The sequence below is a fragment of the Microbacterium phoenicis genome, assembly GCF_047302325.1.
Lineage (GTDB): Bacteria > Actinomycetota > Actinomycetes > Actinomycetales > Microbacteriaceae > Microbacterium.
In genome coordinates this window covers 1-17360 of sequence record NZ_CP154849.1, presented here as the reverse complement: position 1 = coordinate 17360, position 17360 = coordinate 1, and the positions used below count along the sequence as shown (strand labels likewise).

At 63.8% G+C, this 17360-nt stretch carries 11 protein-coding genes and 3 rRNA genes; 9 read left to right on the top strand and 5 right to left on the bottom strand.

What is annotated here, in order from left to right; all coding sequences use genetic code 11:
- The first annotated feature begins 1 nt into the window (after nt 1).
- Both tsaD and ABCU91_RS00065 read left to right on the top strand, forming a co-directional pair.
- Nucleotides 2-1060 carry a tRNA (adenosine(37)-N6)-threonylcarbamoyltransferase complex transferase subunit TsaD gene (gene tsaD, locus ABCU91_RS00070; protein WP_413354294.1) on the top strand — a complete coding sequence of 353 codons (1059 nt, stop codon included), beginning with the start codon at nt 2-4 and terminating at the stop codon, nt 1058-1060.
- On the top strand, nt 1057-1551 hold the full coding sequence (locus ABCU91_RS00065; protein WP_413354293.1) for a hypothetical protein: 495 nt from the start codon (nt 1057-1059) through the stop codon (nt 1549-1551). The genes tsaD and ABCU91_RS00065 overlap by 4 nt, the downstream gene beginning before the upstream one ends.
- Before the next feature lies 1 nt (nt 1552).
- Here the strand turns inward: ABCU91_RS00065 and ABCU91_RS00060 are convergent, their stop codons facing one another.
- Nucleotides 1553-2752 carry a THUMP-like domain-containing protein gene (locus ABCU91_RS00060; RefSeq protein WP_413354292.1) on the bottom strand — a complete coding sequence of 400 codons (1200 nt, stop codon included), beginning with the start codon at nt 2750-2752 and terminating at the stop codon, nt 1553-1555.
- 151 nt (nt 2753-2903) lie between these two features.
- Between ABCU91_RS00060 and groES the strand changes: the two genes are divergently transcribed.
- The 3 genes from groES to ABCU91_RS00045 all read left to right on the top strand — a co-directional run bounded on the left by groES (nt 2904) and on the right by ABCU91_RS00045 (nt 5693).
- Nucleotides 2904-3200: a co-chaperone GroES gene (groES, locus tag ABCU91_RS00055; RefSeq protein WP_017203655.1), complete on the top strand. Its 297-nt coding sequence runs from the start codon at nt 2904-2906 to the stop codon at nt 3198-3200.
- A 130-nt stretch (nt 3201-3330) separates the two neighbouring features.
- On the top strand, nt 3331-4269 hold the full coding sequence (gene rarD / locus ABCU91_RS00050; RefSeq protein WP_413354291.1) for an EamA family transporter RarD: 939 nt from the start codon (nt 3331-3333) through the stop codon (nt 4267-4269).
- A 155-nt stretch (nt 4270-4424) separates the two neighbouring features.
- Entirely contained in the window at nt 4425-5693 is a 1269-nt protein-coding gene (locus ABCU91_RS00045; RefSeq protein WP_406924690.1) for an ABC transporter substrate-binding protein, read from the top strand.
- A 127-nt stretch (nt 5694-5820) separates the two neighbouring features.
- Here the strand turns inward: ABCU91_RS00045 and ABCU91_RS00040 are convergent, their stop codons facing one another.
- The 4 genes from ABCU91_RS00040 to ABCU91_RS00025 are packed head-to-tail and all read right to left on the bottom strand — an operon-like array spanning nt 5821 to nt 9858.
- Nucleotides 5821-6594, bottom strand: coding sequence for an ABC transporter ATP-binding protein (locus ABCU91_RS00040; protein ID WP_413354289.1), 774 nt, complete (start codon nt 6592-6594; stop codon nt 5821-5823).
- Entirely contained in the window at nt 6591-7595 is a 1005-nt protein-coding gene (locus ABCU91_RS00035) for an ABC transporter ATP-binding protein (RefSeq protein ID WP_406924692.1), read from the bottom strand. The genes ABCU91_RS00040 and ABCU91_RS00035 overlap by 4 nt, the downstream gene beginning before the upstream one ends.
- Nucleotides 7585-8562, bottom strand: a complete 978-nt coding sequence (locus ABCU91_RS00030) for a branched-chain amino acid ABC transporter permease (protein ID WP_406924693.1) — start codon at nt 8560-8562, stop codon at nt 7585-7587. Before ABCU91_RS00030 ends, ABCU91_RS00035 begins: the two co-directional genes overlap by 11 nt.
- Nucleotides 8563-8565: 3 nt before the next feature.
- Nucleotides 8566-9858, bottom strand: a complete 1293-nt coding sequence (locus ABCU91_RS00025) for a branched-chain amino acid ABC transporter permease (protein ID WP_413355354.1) — start codon at nt 9856-9858, stop codon at nt 8566-8568.
- A 230-nt stretch (nt 9859-10088) separates the two neighbouring features.
- Between ABCU91_RS00025 and guaB the strand changes: the two genes are divergently transcribed.
- The 4 genes from guaB (at nt 10089) to rrf (ending at nt 17352) form a co-directional block, all read left to right on the top strand.
- Nucleotides 10089-11594: an IMP dehydrogenase gene (gene guaB, locus ABCU91_RS00020; RefSeq protein ID WP_406924694.1), complete on the top strand. Its 1506-nt coding sequence runs from the start codon at nt 10089-10091 to the stop codon at nt 11592-11594.
- A 539-nt stretch (nt 11595-12133) separates the two neighbouring features.
- Nucleotides 12134-13656: ribosomal RNA gene (locus ABCU91_RS00015) — 16S ribosomal RNA — on the top strand.
- A gap of 375 nt (nt 13657-14031) precedes the next feature.
- A 23S ribosomal RNA gene (locus ABCU91_RS00010) occupies nt 14032-17137 on the top strand.
- A 98-nt stretch (nt 17138-17235) separates the two neighbouring features.
- Nucleotides 17236-17352: ribosomal RNA gene (rrf, locus tag ABCU91_RS00005) — 5S ribosomal RNA — on the top strand.
- Together the 16S, 23S and 5S rRNA genes form the textbook arrangement of a ribosomal RNA operon.
- Nucleotides 17353-17360 lie beyond the last annotated feature (8 nt).

Genomic DNA, 17360 nt, shown 5'->3' with positions numbered 1-17360 from the left:
CATGACGCGCGAACCCCTCGTGCTGGGTATCGAGACGAGCTGCGACGAGACCGGCATCGGCATCGTCCGCGGCCGCACCCTGCTGTCGAACACGATCGCGAGCTCGATGGACGAGCACGCCCGCTACGGCGGCGTCGTGCCCGAGGTCGCCGCCCGCGCGCACCTCGAGGCGCTGCAGCCCGCCATCGAGGCGGCGCTCGCCGAGGCGCAGGTCACCCTCGCCGAGATCGACGCGGTCGCCGTCACGAGCGGCCCCGGCCTCGCCGGCGCCCTCATGGTCGGCGTCGGCGCCGCGAAGGCGCTCGCCGTCAGCCTCGGCAAGCCGCTCTACGCCGTGAACCACCTCGTCGGCCACATCGCCGCCGACATCCTCACCGGCGACGAGGTCGAGTACCCCACCGTCGCCCTGCTCGTCAGCGGTGGGCACACGTCGCTCCTGCTCGTCCGCGACCTCGTCTCGGACGTCGAGCTCCTCGGCGAGACGATGGACGACGCCGCCGGCGAGGCCTTCGACAAGATCGCCCGCATCCTTGGCCTGCCGTATCCCGGTGGACCCGAGATCGACCGCGCAGCAGCGTCCGGAGATCCGAACGCCATCCGGTTCCCGCGCGGAATGTCCCGCGCGTCCGACATGGCCGAGCATCGGTACGACTTCTCGTTCTCGGGACTCAAGACCGCCGTCGCGCGGTGGGTCGAGCAGCACGAGGCGACGGGGGAACCGGTGTCGGTGCCCGACGTCGCGGCATCCTTCCGCGAAGCGGTCGTCGACGTCCTCGTCACCAAAGCCCTCGACGCCTGCGCGCGCCACGGAGTGCCGCGCCTGCTGCTGGGTGGCGGCGTCATCGCGAACAAGCGCCTGCGCGACGTCGCCCTCGAGCGCGCCGAGGCGGCCGGGGTCTCCGTCCGAATCCCGCCGCTCTCGCTCTGCACCGACAACGGCGCCATGATCGCCGCGCTCGCGTCGGAGCTCATCATGAGCGGCCGCCCCGCCTCGACGCTCGCCTTCGGTGCCGACTCCACCCTGCCGGTCACCACGATCCAGGTAGCGGCGTCGTCATGACCGACGAGCGGATGCCGCGCCCCGCCGACCCGCCACGAGGACCCGCCTCCTCGTGTCAGGACCCCATCGTCGAGCCGGCGTCGGAAGACGTCGCGCCCGCGCCGACGGACTCCGCCCTCCCCGGCGCTCATCGCGGGGGCTTCCGGCGCGAGCTGACGCAGCCGCTTCCCGTCGCGCCGCCGCTCGCGGTGCACCCGGATCCCACGGAGGATTCCTCGCCCGACGTCCGGTGGATCCCGCCGACGCCGGTGCTGCCGCGGAGCGCCGGCTGGTCGGTGCTGTTCGGCGGGCTCGGACTGATCCTCGCGTGCTTCGTCGGCTGGGGCTTCCCGATCGGGGTGATCGGCGTCGTCCTCGCCGTCCTGGCGCTCCGCCGCCCGTGGGAGAAGCGCGAGACAGCACTCTGGGGCCTGGGACTCAGCGTCGCCTCGCTGCTGTACAGCCTCGGCTGGCTGTGGTGGGCAGCGACCCAGGGCGCGCTCTTCGGCTGAGTCAGACCCGGTCGGCCAGAACCGCGACCCGCTTCGCCTTCGGCCCCTCGCCGAGTCGCGTGAGGATGAGCGTCGCCGACGCGTCTCCGCGCAGCGTGAGCTTGCGGCGGAACTGCGCCGGATCGACATCCACGCCGCGCTTCTTGATCTCGACGGTGCCGATTCCGTTCGCCTGCAGGGCGGCGTTGATCGCCGGCACCTTCACCGGCAGGACCTCGCGCACCCGGAACGATTGCACGAACGGATTCGTCAACGCGGCATCCGACGTCAGGTAGGCGATGCCGTCGGCGACCATCCCCGCCTGCAGGTCCCGCGCCACCTCGCCGATCAGGCGCGCGCGGATGACCGCGCCCTCCGGCTCGTGGAGGAACGCGCCGAGCTCGCGGACCGGCTCATCGGGGGAGTCGGCCGGGGCGGTGAGCTCCGCTGCCGAACCGCTGCGGATGACGAGGGCTGAGCGCCGCACCCCCTCGCGTCGCAGCGAGCCCGACCAGAGCACGAGCTCGACGGTCGAGCCGTCGACGCTGATCCACTGCGCCTCGACCCCCTCGGGGATGAGGTCGCGGTCGAGTCCCGGACCGAGCTTGATGCCCACCGGCATCCGCTCCGCCAGGGCGAAAGCCCATTCCAGCGACGGCGACCAGTCCTCCGGTCGGGTGCGCGAGGTCTCGGAGTGACCCGCGGTGCGGCGGGCCGGGTCGAGCCAGACGGCGTCCCAGCCGTCGAGGTCGGTCTCCTCGGCGAGGCCGCTCCGGACGGTGACCGCCTCGCCGAACGGTGCGAGGTTGTAGGCCGCCAGGGCTGCGGTGGTCTCGTCCGCGTCGACGGCCAGGACGTCGAGCCCCAGGCCCGCCAGGCCGAGGGCATCGCCCCCGATGCCGCAGCCGAGGTCCGCGACGCGCTGCACCCCGGCATCCCGGAATCGCCCCGCGTGACGCGCGGCCACCTCGAGGCGGGTGGCCTGCTCGAGTCCCGCTCGGGTGAAGAGCATACGGTCCGCGAACGGGCCGAACTTCGCGGCGGCCCGCACCCGCAGGTGGGCCTGTCCGACGACGGCGGACACCAGGTCGGGGGAGTGGCCCGCGGCGCGCAGACGCGAGACGGCGGCGGCGACCTCGGTGGTGGATGCCAGGGGTCCGACCTCGTCGACCATGCGCAATCCCTGTGGTGTCAGCAGGGCGGTCAGCTCGGCCTGTTCCATCCGGCCAGCCTAGGCGCACCGGCATCCGGATCACTGCTGGCACTCGCGTTGCATGAGTGCCAGCCGCGCCCTAGACTTTCGTTAGCACTCTCGGTAAGCGAGTGCTGATGAGTCTTGAAGCAGGACCCCACCAGCAAGAAAGAGGTAGAACGTGTCGGTTTCCATCAAGCCGCTCGAAGACCGCATCGTCATCAAGCAGGTCGAGGCCGAGCAGACCACCGCAAGTGGCCTGGTCATCCCTGACACCGCCAAGGAGAAGCCCCAGGAGGGCGAGGTCGTGGCCGTGGGCCCCGGCCGCATCGACGACAACGGCAACCGCGTTCCGCTCGACGTCGCCGTCGGCGACCGCGTTCTGTACAGCAAGTACGGCGGCACCGAGGTCAAGTTCGGCGCCGACGAGTTCCTCGTGCTCTCGGCTCGCGACGTCCTCGCGGTCGTCGTCCGCTGACACGCAGCACCTTTCGCAGGGCCCGGATGCTTCGGCATCCGGGCCCTGCGTCTTTCCCTGGCAGGATCCGCGCGAACGTCGGCAGTCCCGGTGCTGACGGTGGTGTCATGACCGTCGTAGGCTCGTACTCATGACACCTGAGGATGCCGCCCGCGAGAAGTCCCTCGGCGGTGTCTTCGTCTTCTCGGCCTACGTCCTCTGGGGCTTCCTCCCGCTCTACTTCGTCAGCCTCACCCCCACGACGCCGTGGGAGGTCGTCGGCTGGCGCATCGTGCTGAGCCTCGTCTTCTGCGTCGCGCTGATCGCCGTCACCCGCGGCTGGGGGCGGATGCGCGCCATCCTCCGCGACCGACGGCTCATGCTCTGGACGCTCGTCGCAGGCCTCCTCATCTACGTCAACTGGCAGGTCTTCCTCATCGGCACCCTGACCGGTCATGTCGTCGAGACGAGCCTCGGCTACTTCATCAACCCGATCGCCACCGTCCTCCTCGGTGTGCTCGTCCTCAAGGAGCGCCTGCGCCCCGCGCAGTGGGTCGCCGTCGGCATCGCCGTCGCGGCCGTCGTCGTCATCATCGTCGCGGTCGGAGACGTGCCGTGGATCGCCCTCGCCCTCGCGGCGAGCTTCGCGACGTACGGTCTCGTCAAGAAGCGGATCGGACCCTCGGTGGATGCCGTCAGCGGCCTCACACTCGAATCCTTCTGGCTCGTGCCCATCGCCGTCATCCAGCTCGTCGCGGTCGGAGTGACGTCGGGGCTCACGATGGGGCGCGAAGGCTCCGGCCACATGATCCTGCTCCTGCTCGCCGGCGCCGTCACCGCCATCCCGCTGCTCTTCTTCTCCGCCGGTGCCAGGCGCACGTCGCTGACCGTGGTCGGCATCCTGCAGTTCATCGCGCCGATCATGCAGTTCCTCACGGGCGTCCTCATCCTGCAGGAGCCCATGCCGTTCGAGCGGTGGATCGGATTCGGTCTCGTCTGGGTCGCCATCGCGGTGTTCGCGGTGGACTCGCTCCTGGCCTCCCGCCGCGAACGTGCCCGCGCGGTGACGGCCGTCCCCGACCCGGTCTGACCGAGCCGGATGCCGCTTTCCCCGCCGTTATGGGAGCGTGCCCACCTCGTTACACATCGTTAACGAACGGCAACATTGAGGAGACGGGCTCACCGCTAGGTTGATCACACCGGGCCGGGCCCGATTCGACCCGTGTCACCACAGCAAGGAGCACAATGTCCGTCTTCACCCGATCGCGCGTTGCGAAGGCCATGGGCGGCATCGCCCTCGCCAGCGCGACCGCCCTCGTCCTCGCCGGCTGTGCCGGTTCCCCGACCGCACCGGCGTCCTCGGCCTCCAGCGGCCCCGCCGTCGAGCGCGACGAGCTCACGCTCAAGCTCGGGACGGTTCTGCCCCAGACCGGAAGCCTCGCCTTCCTCGGCCCGCCCGAAGAGGCCGGTGTGCTCCTCGCCGTCAACGAGATCAACGAGGCCAAGAAGGGCATCACGGTCGACCTCAGCGCCGGTGACTCGGGTGACACCGACAACAAGGCGTACGAGACCACCGTGCCCCGCCTCCAGAACGAGGGCGTCTCGGCGATGATCGGTGCCGCGGCATCCGGCGTCACCAAGCTCTTCCTGGACAGCAACGTTTCCGAGGGCATCATCACCTTCTCGCCCGCCAACACGTCGCCCGACTTCACCGACTGGGACGACGACAACCTCTACTGGCGCACCGCTCCGAGCGACCTGCTCCAGGGCGAAGTCCTCGCGAACAAGATCGCCGAAGACGGCAAGAGCACGGTCGGCATCATCTACATCAACGACGCATACGGCACGGGCCTGCGCAACGTGGTCAAGGAGGTGTTCGAGGGCACCGGAGGCGAGGTGGTCGCCGAGGCCTCGTTCAACACCGGCGACACCTCGTTCGACGCCCAGGTCGCCACGGTGGCCGCGGAGAACCCCGACGCGATCGTCGCGATCACGTTCGACGAGTTCGCCACGATCGCGCCGCTGCTGGTCAACGCCGGTCAGGACGCGAAGAACTTCTACCTGGTCGACGGAAACCTCAAGCAGTGGGGCGACGACGTCAGCGTCTCGCTCGAAGGCGCTCAGGGCACGACCCCCGGGCCCGTGCTCGAGGACGACTTCGTCGAGCGACTGAACACCGCCTGGACCGCTGCAGGCAACAGCGAACTCGAGGACCAGTCCTACGCGGCTGAGTCGTACGACGCGGCAGTCCTGCTCGCCCTCGGTGCGCTGGCCGCCAACGACGCGTCCGGCCCGGCGATCGCCGGCAAGCTGCAGGAGGTCTCCGGCGGCAGCGGCGACGGCACCGCGTGCACGACGTTCGCCGAGTGCGCCGACATCATCCTCGGCGGCGGCGTCGCGAACTACGACGGCTACTCCGGTCCGATCACCTTCGACGAGAAGGGCGACCCGACCGAGGCCACCATCGGCATCTTCCAGTACGGTGCCGACAACACCCACACGCGCATCAACTGATACGCGTCACTGAGGACGACCCCCGGGGATCACTCCCCGGGGGTCGTCTCTTTCTGCGCGCGTAGCGGATGCCGCGCATGACGAAGCCCCCGTCAGCCGAAGCTGCGGGGGCGTCGTCGTCCGGCGGTCAGTCGGTGCCGAGAGTACCGAGGTAGAGGCCGATCACCTTCGGGTCGTTCAGGAGCTCGCGACCCGTGCCCTCGTAGGCGTCGCGACCCTGGTCGAGCACGTACCCGCGGTCGCAGATCTGCAGGCATCGGCGAGCGTTCTGCTCGACCATGATCGTGGTCACGCCGGCCTTGTTGATGTCCGAGACGCGGATGAAGGCGTCGTCCTGGCGGACGGGGGAGAGGCCGGCGCTCGGCTCGTCGAGGAGGAGGACCGACGGGTTCATCATGAGGGCCCGCGACATGGCGACCATCTGCCGTTCACCGCCCGAGAGGGAGCCGGCGCGCTGCTTGAGGCGTTTGCCCAGCTCAGCGAAGATCGACGTGACGAACTCGAGCCGCTCCTTGTAGGCGCTGGGGCGCTGGTACAGCCCCATCTGCAGATTCTCCTCGATCGAGAGCGAGGGGAAGACGTTGTTGGTCTGCGGGACGAACGCCACACCGCGACGCACGAGGCTGTCGGACTTCAGCCCGACGATGCTCTCGCCGTCGACGTTGATCTCGCCGCCGCGCACCTTGACCATGCCGAAGATCGACTTGAGGAGCGTCGACTTCCCGGCACCGTTCGGCCCGATGATGCCGATCAGCTCACCCTTGCGGGCGATCAGGTTCGCGTTGTTGATGATGTTGATGCCCGGCAGATAGCCGGCCAGCAGATCGCGGACCTCGACGACGATCTCGCGGTCGTCGACCGCGCCGACCTGAGGGGAGGTCGCTCCGGATGCCTCGGTCATTTGTCCTCTTTCTCGGCGTCCGCGATCGAGGACGCCTCCTCTTCTTCGATCTCCGCGAGCATCTCGCGAGCGGACTCGTCGAGCTCGCCCGGGACGCGGCCGGTCACGACGCCGAGGTCGACATCCTGGTGACTGCCGAGGTAGGCGTCGATGACCGCTTTGTCCTGCATCACGGTGTCGGGCGGTCCTTCGGCCACGACCTTGCCCTCGGCCATCACGACGACCCAGTCGGCGATGTGACGCACCATGTGCATGTCGTGCTCGACGAAGAGCACGGTCATGCCGAGCTCCTTCAGGTCGAGGATGTGGTCGAGGAGCGACTGCGTCAGAGCCGGGTTCACACCGGCCATGGGCTCGTCGAGCATGACGAGGTTCGGGTCGCTCATGAGCGCGCGCGCCATTTCGAGCAGCTTCCGCTGTCCGCCCGAGAGGCTCGCGGCGAAGTCCTTCTCCTTGGCGTCGAGCTTGAACCGCGCGAGGAGGCCGCGAGCCTTCTCCTCGATCTGCTTCTCCTGCGTCCGCCACAGCTTCGGCACGAAACTCTGCCAGAACTTCTCGCCGCGCTGTCCGGGTGCGCCGAGCTTCATGTTCTCGAGCACGGTGAGCAGCGCGAGCGCCTTGGTGAGCTGGAAGGTGCGGACCTGGCCCATCCGGGCGACCTTGAAGGCCGGGATGCCGGCGAGGTTCTTGCCGTCGTACGACCAGCGCCCGCTGTTCGGCTTGTCGAAGCCGCAGAGGAGGTTGAACAGCGTGGTCTTGCCCGCGCCGTTCGGCCCGATGAGCGCGGTGATCGCGTTGCGGGGGATCTCCAGGTGCTCGACATCCACTGCCGTCAGTCCGCCGAAGCGGCGCTGGACGTCGTCGATGACGAGGATGGGGTCGTTCTTGGCAACGCCCGGGACGTTGTCGCCCTTGGCGAGACCCGTGGTCTTCGGGCGACGGACCGACCCGGTCGGCGTCGCCGTCGCGGCCGGGTTGTCGGGGGTCAGATCACTTGACAAAGGTCATCTCCTTCTTGTTGCCGAGAAGGCCCTGCGGTCGGAAGATGACCAGCAGCATCAGCGCCACTCCGACGAGGATGAAGCGGAGCGTACCGGCCTGGATGCTCGTCATCGGCAGGAATCCCTGCGACGCGAGCTCGGGGAGCATGTTGCCGAGCAACGCCATGACCATCCAGAAGAGGACGGCGCCGATCGACGGACCGAAGATGGTCGCGGCGCCGCCGAGCAGCAGGATCGTCCAGAGGAAGAACGTGAGCGAGGTCGTGTAGCTGGAAGGGACGACCGCCGAGGGCAGCACGAACACGATGCCGCCGAGGGCGCCGATCATGCCACCCACCACGAGCGCCTGCATCTTGTAGGCGAAGACGTTCTTACCGAGAGCGCGGATCGCGTCCTCGTCTTCGCGGATGCCCTTCAGGACGCGACCCCAGGGGCTGCGCACCAGGGACCAGACCACGAACAGCGCGATCGCCAGCATCAGGAGCCCGAACACGCGCACCCACAGGCCGTCCGCGTTGAACGTCCACGGTCCGAAGCCGTACGTGCCGTCGGGGAACGGGTTCGCGTCCCGGAATCCGCCGTGGTAGTTGCCGAGACCGTCGGCCGAGTTCGTGTACTCGTCGAACACCTGCGTGGTGAAGAGGAGTCGGACGATCTCCGCCGCCGCGATCGTGACGATCGCGAGGTAGTCGGCACGAAGACGCAGGGTCGGGATGCCGAGCACGAGAGCGAAGACGGCCGCGAGCAGGAGCCCGATGATCATCCCCAACCACCACGGCAGACCGAAGCTGAGGACGGAGATCGCGTAACCGTAGCCGCCGAGGGCCATGAAGCCCGCCATGCCGAAGTTCAGCAGACCCGCGTAGCCGAAGTGCACGGCCAAGCCGGTCGCCGCAAGCGCGTACGCGATGGTGATGGGACTCAGCAGATAGCTGAGCGTGTTTCCGAAGATGGCACCCCAGTCCACGGGCTACCCCAATCTCTCTTTACGGCCCAGCAGACCCTGTGGTCGCACGAGCAGGATGAGGATGAGTACGACGAGAGCGCCCGCGTACTTCAGGTCTGAGGGGATCCACAGCGTCGAGGTCTCGACGACGATGCCGACGATGAGGGATCCGAGGAGGGCGCCGAACGCAGTGCCGAGTCCGCCGAGCGTGATCGCCGCGAAGATCAGCAGCAGCATCTGCGTGCCCATGTCCCACTTGACGCCCGGGCGGAAGTAGGCCCAGAGCACACCCGAGAGGGCGGCGAGGACGCCGGCGAGGATCCAGACGATCCGCACGACGCGGTCGACATTGATGCCGGAGGCGGCGGCGAGCTGCGGGTTGTCGGAGATCGCTCGCGTCGCCTTGCCGATGCGCGTTCCGAGCAGGAAGTACGCGACGGCGAGGATGACGAGGATGCTGACGCCCATGCTGATCAGGTCGATGTACGACACCGAGATGGGCCCGAGCTGGATCGGCGCCGGGCTGGCGCCGGGCAGCTGGTACGTCGACCCGCCGATGACGAACTGGTACGTGTACCGCAGCGCCAGCGAGAAGCCGATGCTGACGATCATCAGCTGGACCACCCCGAGCCCTCTTCGGCGGAGCGGGCGCCAGATGGCGGCATCCGAGGCGAGCCCCAGCGCCGCACCTCCCAGGAGCGCCGCGATGATGCCGAGCCAGAGCGGCAGCTGCCACATCGTGCTGAAGATCATCGCGATGAGCGCGCCCCAGGTGACGAGCTCACCGTGGGCGAAGTTCGAGAGCCCCGTCGTCCCGTAGATGAGGGCGGCGCCCATGGCTGCGAGGGCGAGGAGCAGACCGAAGTTCAGGCCGTTGAAGAGGCGCGACGCGAGTTGATCGACGAACGACACGGTCTGCCGCTGGCCCTCCCCGAGGAAGAGGTTGACGATCTTCGAGCCGGTGAGCCCGAACTCGACCTCCTGCGACGCGGAGTCGCCCTCGACGATGACGCCCTCGGGGAGGGTCGACTCGTCGACGGTGAGGGTGTAGGTCGCCTTCTCGGGGACGTACAGCCGCCAACGGCCGTCGGTGGTCGTGATGGTGGATGCGTCGAATCCGTCGCCCTCGACGGAGAGGCCCACATCGGGCACGGGCTTGTCATCGAAGGTGATGACTCCCGCGAAGTAGAACGAAGTCTTCTCCTGGTCGTCTCCCGGGTTGTCGGGAGCCGCTGCGAAGGCCGCTGAGGGCATCGCGCAGAGGAGCACGATCGCCGCGAAGAGTAACGCGGCGAGGGCGGACACGCGATGTGTCATCCGCCCCGGGCGACGGACAGTGCGCGTCGTCGGGGTGATCGCCACTGGCACCTCCTGAGTTGAGTGGTCGAACGCGCCGAGGGGTACCAGTGTTCGGTGGCTTCGGCGACACCTGAACGTATTGGTTGATTGTTGCCTGCGTGTTTCGGTGGCGCAACTCGGACGCGCGGGCGAGGAATACGGGGGAGCCCCCTGACGCTTAGAATCTTCGAGACCGAGAAGGAGCGCGCATGAGCGACCACAACGACCCGTTCGGATTCGTGGGACTGACGTACGACGACGTCCTGCTGCTGCCCGGCCACACGGACGTCATCCCGTCCGAGGCCGACACGTCATCCCGGGTCACGAGGCGCATCACCGTCGCGACTCCGCTTCTGTCCGCAGCGATGGACACGGTGACCGAGGCCCGCCTCGCCATCGCGATCGCACGCGAGGGCGGCATCGGCATCATCCACCGCAACCTGTCGATCGCCGACCAGGCGAAGATGGTCGACCAGGTCAAGCGCAGCGAATCCGGGATGATCACGGACCCGATCACGACGACCCCGGACGCCACCATCGAAGAGGTCGACACCCTCTGCGGCCAGTACCGCATCTCGGGACTCCCGGTCATCGACGAAGACGGAAAGCTCGTCGGCATCGTCACGAACCGAGACATGCGCTTCGTCTCCGGCTTCGAGCGTCAGACCACGAAGGTCCGCGACGTCATGACCGTGGACGGTCTCGTGACCGGTCGGGTGGGCATCGGCGCCAACGAGGTGATCGCACTCTTCGCGCACCACCGGGTCGAGAAGCTCCCGCTCATCGATGACGACGGCAAGCTCGCGGGTCTCATCACCATCAAGGACTTCGACAAGAGCGAGAAGTATCCCCTCGCCACGAAGGACGACCATGGTCGGCTGCGCGTGGGTGCGGCGATCGGCTTCTTCGGGGATGCGTGGGAACGCGCCGAGGCGTTGCGGGATGCCGGTGTCGACGTCATCGTGGTCGACACCGCCAACGGTCAGTCCGCCGGCGTCATCGACATGGTCAAGCGGATCAAGGCGGACGAATCATTCGCGCACATCGACGTGATCGGCGGCAACGTCGCCACTCGCGAAGGCGCGCAGGCTCTCATCGACGCCGGAGTGGATGCCGTCAAGGTCGGCGTCGGTCCGGGTTCCATCTGCACCACCCGCGTCGTCGCCGGTGTCGGCGTTCCCCAGGTCACCGCGATCTACGAGGCATCCCTCGCCGCGCGCGAAGCGGGCGTCCCGATCATCGCGGACGGCGGGCTCCAGTACTCCGGTGACATCGCGAAGGCCCTCGTCGCTGGCGCCGACACCGTGATGCTCGGCTCTCTCCTCGCGGGGACTGACGAGTCGCCGGGTGAAGTGGTCTTCCAGGGCGGCAAGCAGTTCAAGCTCTACCGGGGGATGGGATCGCTCGGTGCGCTGCAGACCCGAGGCAAGAAGACGTCGTATTCGAAGGACCGCTATTTCCAGGCGGACGTCCCGAGCGACGACAAGTTGATCCCCGAAGGCATCGAGGGACAGGTCGCCTACCGCGGACCGGTGTCCGCCGTCGCCTACCAGTTGGTCGGCGGGCTGCGGCAGTCGATGTTCTACGTCGGCGCTCGCACGGTGGAGGAGCTGAAGGCCCGGGGCAAGTTCGTCCGGATCACGTCGGCGGGCCTCAAAGAGTCGCACCCGCACGACGTGCAGATCGTCGTCGAAGCGCCGAATTACAAGCGCTGACGGGGATCCGGGGGCTCGACACGCCCGGGATGCGAGGCAGATTTGCCGAGTCCCCGATCCCCGCGTAACTTATTACTTGTTCGCCCCACAGGGAAGAGCGAGAGGCTGAAAAGCCCGCCGCCCCCTCAAGCTGGCGGACCACCCCCTCCAAGAAGAAACAGTCGCTCAGCGATTGGGTCTGACCTCAGGTCTAGGACGGGTCATCGGGACGTGCTCTCCGCCGTCATCCGAACTCCATGATCTCTCGAGATCACCGGCGTGTCGGGTTTGACGGTTTCAGAGCGTCGTCCTAAGGTAGAGAAGTTGCCTCACTACGAAGCCCTGCGGGGTGGTGTGGGAGCATCCGATCCTTGAGAACTCAACAGCGTGCACTTGTCAAATGCCAAATAACCTCGATCTCAGTTTTGGCTGAGGTGAGATTCCTTTGGATCAAAGTCCGGCACTTCGGTGTCGGCGATGGATAGTCAGCAATGATTTATCTCTTTGGTCAGTTCAAACTCGCTGCTTCGGCCTATTCCGGTCGTTGTCAGTATTTTTCTTTTACGGAGAGTTTGATCCTGGCTCAGGATGAACGCTGGCGGCGTGCTTAACACATGCAAGTCGAACGGTGAAGCAGAGCTTGCTCTGTGGATCAGTGGCGAACGGGTGAGTAACACGTGAGCAACCTGCCCCTGACTCTGGGATAAGCGCTGGAAACGGCGTCTAATACTGGATATGAGCTGCGATCGCATGGTCAGCAGTTGGAAAGATTTTTCGGTCTGGGATGGGCTCACGGCCTATCAGCTTGTTGGTGAGGTAATGGCTCACCAAGGCGTCGACGGGTAGCCGGCCTGAGAGGGTGACCGGCCACACTGGGACTGAGACACGGCCCAGACTCCTACGGGAGGCAGCAGTGGGGAATATTGCACAATGGGCGAAAGCCTGATGCAGCAACGCCGCGTGAGGGATGACGGCCTTCGGGTTGTAAACCTCTTTTAGCAGGGAAGAAGCGAAAGTGACGGTACCTGCAGAAAAAGCGCCGGCTAACTACGTGCCAGCAGCCGCGGTAATACGTAGGGCGCAAGCGTTATCCGGAATTATTGGGCGTAAAGAGCTCGTAGGCGGTTTGTCGCGTCTGCTGTGAAATCCCGAGGCTCAACCTCGGGTCTGCAGTGGGTACGGGCAGACTAGAGTGCGGTAGGGGAGATTGGAATTCCTGGTGTAGCGGTGGAATGCGCAGATATCAGGAGGAACACCGATGGCGAAGGCAGATCTCTGGGCCGTTACTGACGCTGAGGAGCGAAAGGGTGGGGAGCAAACAGGCTTAGATACCCTGGTAGTCCACCCCGTAAACGTTGGGAACTAGTTGTGGGGTCCATTCCACGGATTCCGTGACGCAGCTAACGCATTAAGTTCCCCGCCTGGGGAGTACGGCCGCAAGGCTAAAACTCAAAGGAATTGACGGGGACCCGCACAAGCGGCGGAGCATGCGGATTAATTCGATGCAACGCGAAGAACCTTACCAAGGCTTGACATATACGAGAACGGGCCAGAAATGGTCAACTCTTTGGACACTCGTAAACAGGTGGTGCATGGTTGTCGTCAGCTCGTGTCGTGAGATGTTGGGTTAAGTCCCGCAACGAGCGCAACCCTCGTTCTATGTTGCCAGCACGTAATGGTGGGAACTCATGGGATACTGCCGGGGTCAACTCGGAGGAAGGTGGGGATGACGTCAAATCATCATGCCCCTTATGTCTTGGGCTTCACGCATGCTACAATGGCCGGTACAAAGGGCTGCAATACCGCGAGGTGGAGCGAATCCCAAAAAGCCGGTCCCAGTTCGGATTGAGGTCTGCAACTCGACCTCATGAAGTCGGAGTCGCTAGTAATCGCAGATCAGCAACGCTGCGGTGAATACGTTCCCGGGTCTTGTACACACCGCCCGTCAAGTCATGAAAGTCGGTAACACCTGAAGCCGGTGGCCCAACCCTTGTGGAGGGAGCCGTCGAAGGTGGGATCGGTAATTAGGACTAAGTCGTAACAAGGTAGCCGTACCGGAAGGTGCGGCTGGATCACCTCCTTTCTAAGGAGCACTGCACTCTTCGGAGTGACAGAGCCGGTTTCGAGACGAATGTTCTCGGCCGGAGCTCATGGGTGGAACATTTGACGAGGCATCAGAGCTTGAGGGTTCTTCCTAGTACTTCACTTCGGTGGATGGAACGGGAGGGTCGGAGGGGTTTGGTGCATGCACGCTGTTGGGTCCTGAGGGACCGGATGGAAGTCCGAACCTCTGGGCCTTTTCTTGTGCCGGCGATGCTGGTGCGGGAGAGGGTACCGCCCGTACTTTGAGAACTACACAGTGGACGCGAGCATCTTGCGAGCTGATCTTTTGATCGGTTCGTGATAGATGATCTTAAAGATCATTAGTCAATTTCAATTGACGATTCAACTCATGTGATTTCAAGTCTTTAAGAGCAAACGGTGGATGCCTTGGCATCTGGAGCCGAAGAAGGACGTAGCAATCTGCGATAAGCCTCGGGGAACTGATAAGCAAGTTTTGATCCGAGGATGTCCGAATGGGGAAACCCCGCTGGGCGGCGTGCCGACCTAGTGACTCCCGCCTGAATATATAGGGCGGGTAGAGGGAACGTGGGGAAGTGAAACATCTCAGTACCCACAGGAAGAGAAAGCAACCGCGATTCCGTTAGTAGTGGCGAGCGAAACCGGAACAGGCTAAACCGAGTACGTGTGATATCCGGCAGGAGTTGCGTATTCGGGGTTGTGGGACTTTTCAGATAGTTCTGCCGAACTGTCGGCGTTACAAGAAGGTATAGACGAACCGCATTGAAAGGCGGGTCATAGAGGGTGCCAACCCCGTAGTCGAAATGCTTCTCTTGACGCGAAGAGTATCCCAAGTAGCACGGGGCCCGAGAAATCCCGTGTGAATCTGTCAGGACCACCTGATAAGCCTAAATACTCCCAGATGACCGATAGCGGACAAGTACCGTGAGGGAAAGGTGAAAAGTACCCCGGGAGGGGAGTGAAATAGTACCTGAAACCGTTTGCTTACAAACCGTTGGAGCCTCCTTAGTAGGGGTGACAGCGTGCCTTTTGAAGAATGAGCCTGCGAGTTAGCGATATGTGGCGAGGTTAACCCGTGTGGGGTAGCCGTAGCGAAAGCGAGTCTGAATAGGGCGATTCAGTCGCATGTCCTAGACCCGAAGCGAAGTGATCTATCCATGGCCAGGTTGAAGCGACGGTAAGACGTCGTGGAGGACCGAACCCACTTAGGTTGAAAACTGAGGGGATGAGCTGTGGATAGGGGTGAAAGGCCAATCAAACTTCGTGATAGCTGGTTCTCTCCGAAATGCATTTAGGTGCAGCGTTGCGTGTTTCTTGCCGGAGGTAGAGCTACTGGATGGCCGATGGGCCCTACAAGGTTACTGACGTCAGCCAAACTCCGAATGCCGGTAAGTGAGAGCGCAGCAGTGAGACTGTGGGGGATAAGCTTCATAGTCGAGAGGGAAACAACCCAGACCACCAACTAAGGTCCCAAAGCGCGTGCTAAGTGGGAAAGGATGTGGAGTTGCTGTGACAACCAGGAGGTTGGCTTAGAAGCAGCCACCCTTGAAAGAGTGCGTAATAGCTCACTGGTCAAGTGATTCCGCGCCGACAATGTAACGGGGCTCAAGCACGCCACCGAAGTTGTGGCATTGACATTATTGGTAGGCCTTCGTGGTCCAGCCGTGTTGATGGGTAGGAGAGCGTCGTGTGGCCAGCGAAGCGGCGGTGTGAACCAGCCGTGGAGGCTACACGAGTGAGAATGCAGGCATGAGTAGCGAAAGACGTGTGAGAAACACGTCCTCCGAAAGACCAAGGGTTCCAGGGTCAAGCTAATCTTCCCTGGGTAAGTCGGGACCTAAGGCGAGGCCGACAGGCGTAGTCGATGGACAACGGGTTGATATTCCCGTACCGGCGAAGAACCGCCCAAGCTAATCCAGTGGTGCTAAGAGTCCTAACCCGGCTGAGTGGATCCCTTCGGGGTGAAGCCGGCCGGTCTAACGCTCGACCCCGTTCTGGTGCGGCTAGCGTATTAACAGGTGTGACGCAGGAAGGTAGCCCAACCCGGGCGATGGTTGTCCCGGGGCAAGTGCGTAGGCCGAGAGGTAGGCAAATCCGTCTCTCACAGAGGCTGAGACACGATGCGGATAAAAAGTGGGTGATCCTATGCTGCCAAGAAAAGCATCGACGCGAGGTTCTAGCTGCCCGTACCCCAAACCGACTCAGGTGGTCAGGTAGAGAATACCAAGGAGATCGAGAGAATCGTGGTTAAGGAACTCGGCAAAATGCCCCCGTAACTTCGGGAGAAGGGGGGCCTTCCGCTTATTAGGATTTACTCCGAAAGGGCGTGGAGGCCGCAGAGACTAGTGGGTAGCGACTGTTTACTAAAAACACAGGTCCGTGCCAAGTCGCAAGACGATGTATACGGACTGACGCCTGCCCGGTGCTGGAAGGTTAAGAGGACCGGTTAGCCGCAAGGCGAAGCTGAGAATTTAAGCCCCAGTAAACGGCGGTGGTAACTATAACCATCCTAAGGTAGCGAAATTCCTTGTCGGGTAAGTTCCGACCTGCACGAATGGCGTAACGACTTCCCAACTGTCTCAACCGCGAACTCGGCGAAATTGCATTACGAGTAAAGATGCTCGTTACGCGCAGCAGGACGGAAAGACCCCGTGACCTTTACTACAGCTTGGTATTGGTGTTCGGTGTGGCTTGTGTAGGATAGGTGGGAGACTTTGAAGCGGTGACGCCAGTTACCGTGGAGTCATTGTTGAAATACCACTCTGGTCACTCTGGATATCTAACTTCGAACCGTAATCCGGTTCAGGGACAGTGCCTGGTGGGTAGTTTAACTGGGGCGGTTGCCTCCCAAAAAGTAACGGAGGCGCCCAAAGGTTCCCTCAACCTGGTTGGCAATCAGGTGGCGAGTGTAAGTGCACAAGGGAGCTTGACTGTGAGACTGACAGGTCGAGCAGGGACGAAAGTCGGGACTAGTGATCCGGCAGTGGCTTGTGGAAGCGCTGTCGCTCAACGGATAAAAGGTACCTCGGGGATAACAGGCTGATCTTGCCCAAGAGTCCATATCGACGGCATGGTTTGGCACCTCGATGTCGGCTCGTCGCATCCTGGGGCTGGAGTAGGTCCCAAGGGTTGGGCTGTTCGCCCATTAAAGCGGTACGCGAGCTGGGTTTAGAACGTCGTGAGACAGTTCGGTCCCTATCCGCTGCGCGCGTAGGAAATTTGAGAGGATCTGACCCTAGTACGAGAGGACCGGGTTGGACGAACCTCTGGTGTGCCAGTTGTTCTGCCAAGAGCACCGCTGGTTAGCTACGTTCGGGATGGATAACCGCTGAAAGCATCTAAGCGGGAAGCCGGCCTCAAGATGAGATTTCCATACCTTCGGGTGAGAGGCTCCCAGCCAGACTACTGGGTTGATAGGCCGGATGTGGAAGCGTGGTAACACGTGAAGCTGACCGGTACTAATAAGCCGATGACTTGATAACACACCGTTTAGGTGCTTGCGTCCACTGAGTGGTTCTCGATGTACGGTCGAGAACCGCATAACGAATAATCGTTGTGCAGACTGAAACATCAATAGTGTTTCGGCGGCCATAGCGTGAGGGAAACGCCCGGTTACATTCCGAACCCGGAAGCTAAGCCTCACAGCGCCGATGGTACTGCAGGGGGGACCCTGTGGGAGAGTAGGACACCGCCGGACTTCTTTCG

Bases quoted from the DNA above. Each gene is read 5' to 3' on its own strand.
- ABCU91_RS00025 (WP_413355354.1), bottom strand. From the start codon at position 9,858: ATGACACATCGCGTGTCCGCCCTCGCCGCGTTACTCTTCGCGGCGATC.
- ABCU91_RS00060 (WP_413354292.1), bottom strand. From the start codon at position 2,752: ATGGAACAGGCCGAGCTGACCGCCCTGCTGACACCACAGGGATTGCGC.
- ABCU91_RS00045 (WP_406924690.1), top strand. From the start codon at position 4,425: ATGTCCGTCTTCACCCGATCGCGCGTTGCGAAGGCCATGGGCGGCATC.
- ABCU91_RS00040 (WP_413354289.1), bottom strand. From the start codon at position 6,594: ATGACCGAGGCATCCGGAGCGACCTCCCCTCAGGTCGGCGCGGTCGAC.
- ABCU91_RS00065 (WP_413354293.1), top strand. From the start codon at position 1,057: ATGACCGACGAGCGGATGCCGCGCCCCGCCGACCCGCCACGAGGACCC.
- rarD (WP_413354291.1), top strand. From the start codon at position 3,331: ATGACACCTGAGGATGCCGCCCGCGAGAAGTCCCTCGGCGGTGTCTTC.
- guaB (WP_406924694.1), top strand. From the start codon at position 10,089: ATGAGCGACCACAACGACCCGTTCGGATTCGTGGGACTGACGTACGAC.
- tsaD (WP_413354294.1), top strand. From the start codon at position 2: ATGACGCGCGAACCCCTCGTGCTGGGTATCGAGACGAGCTGCGACGAG.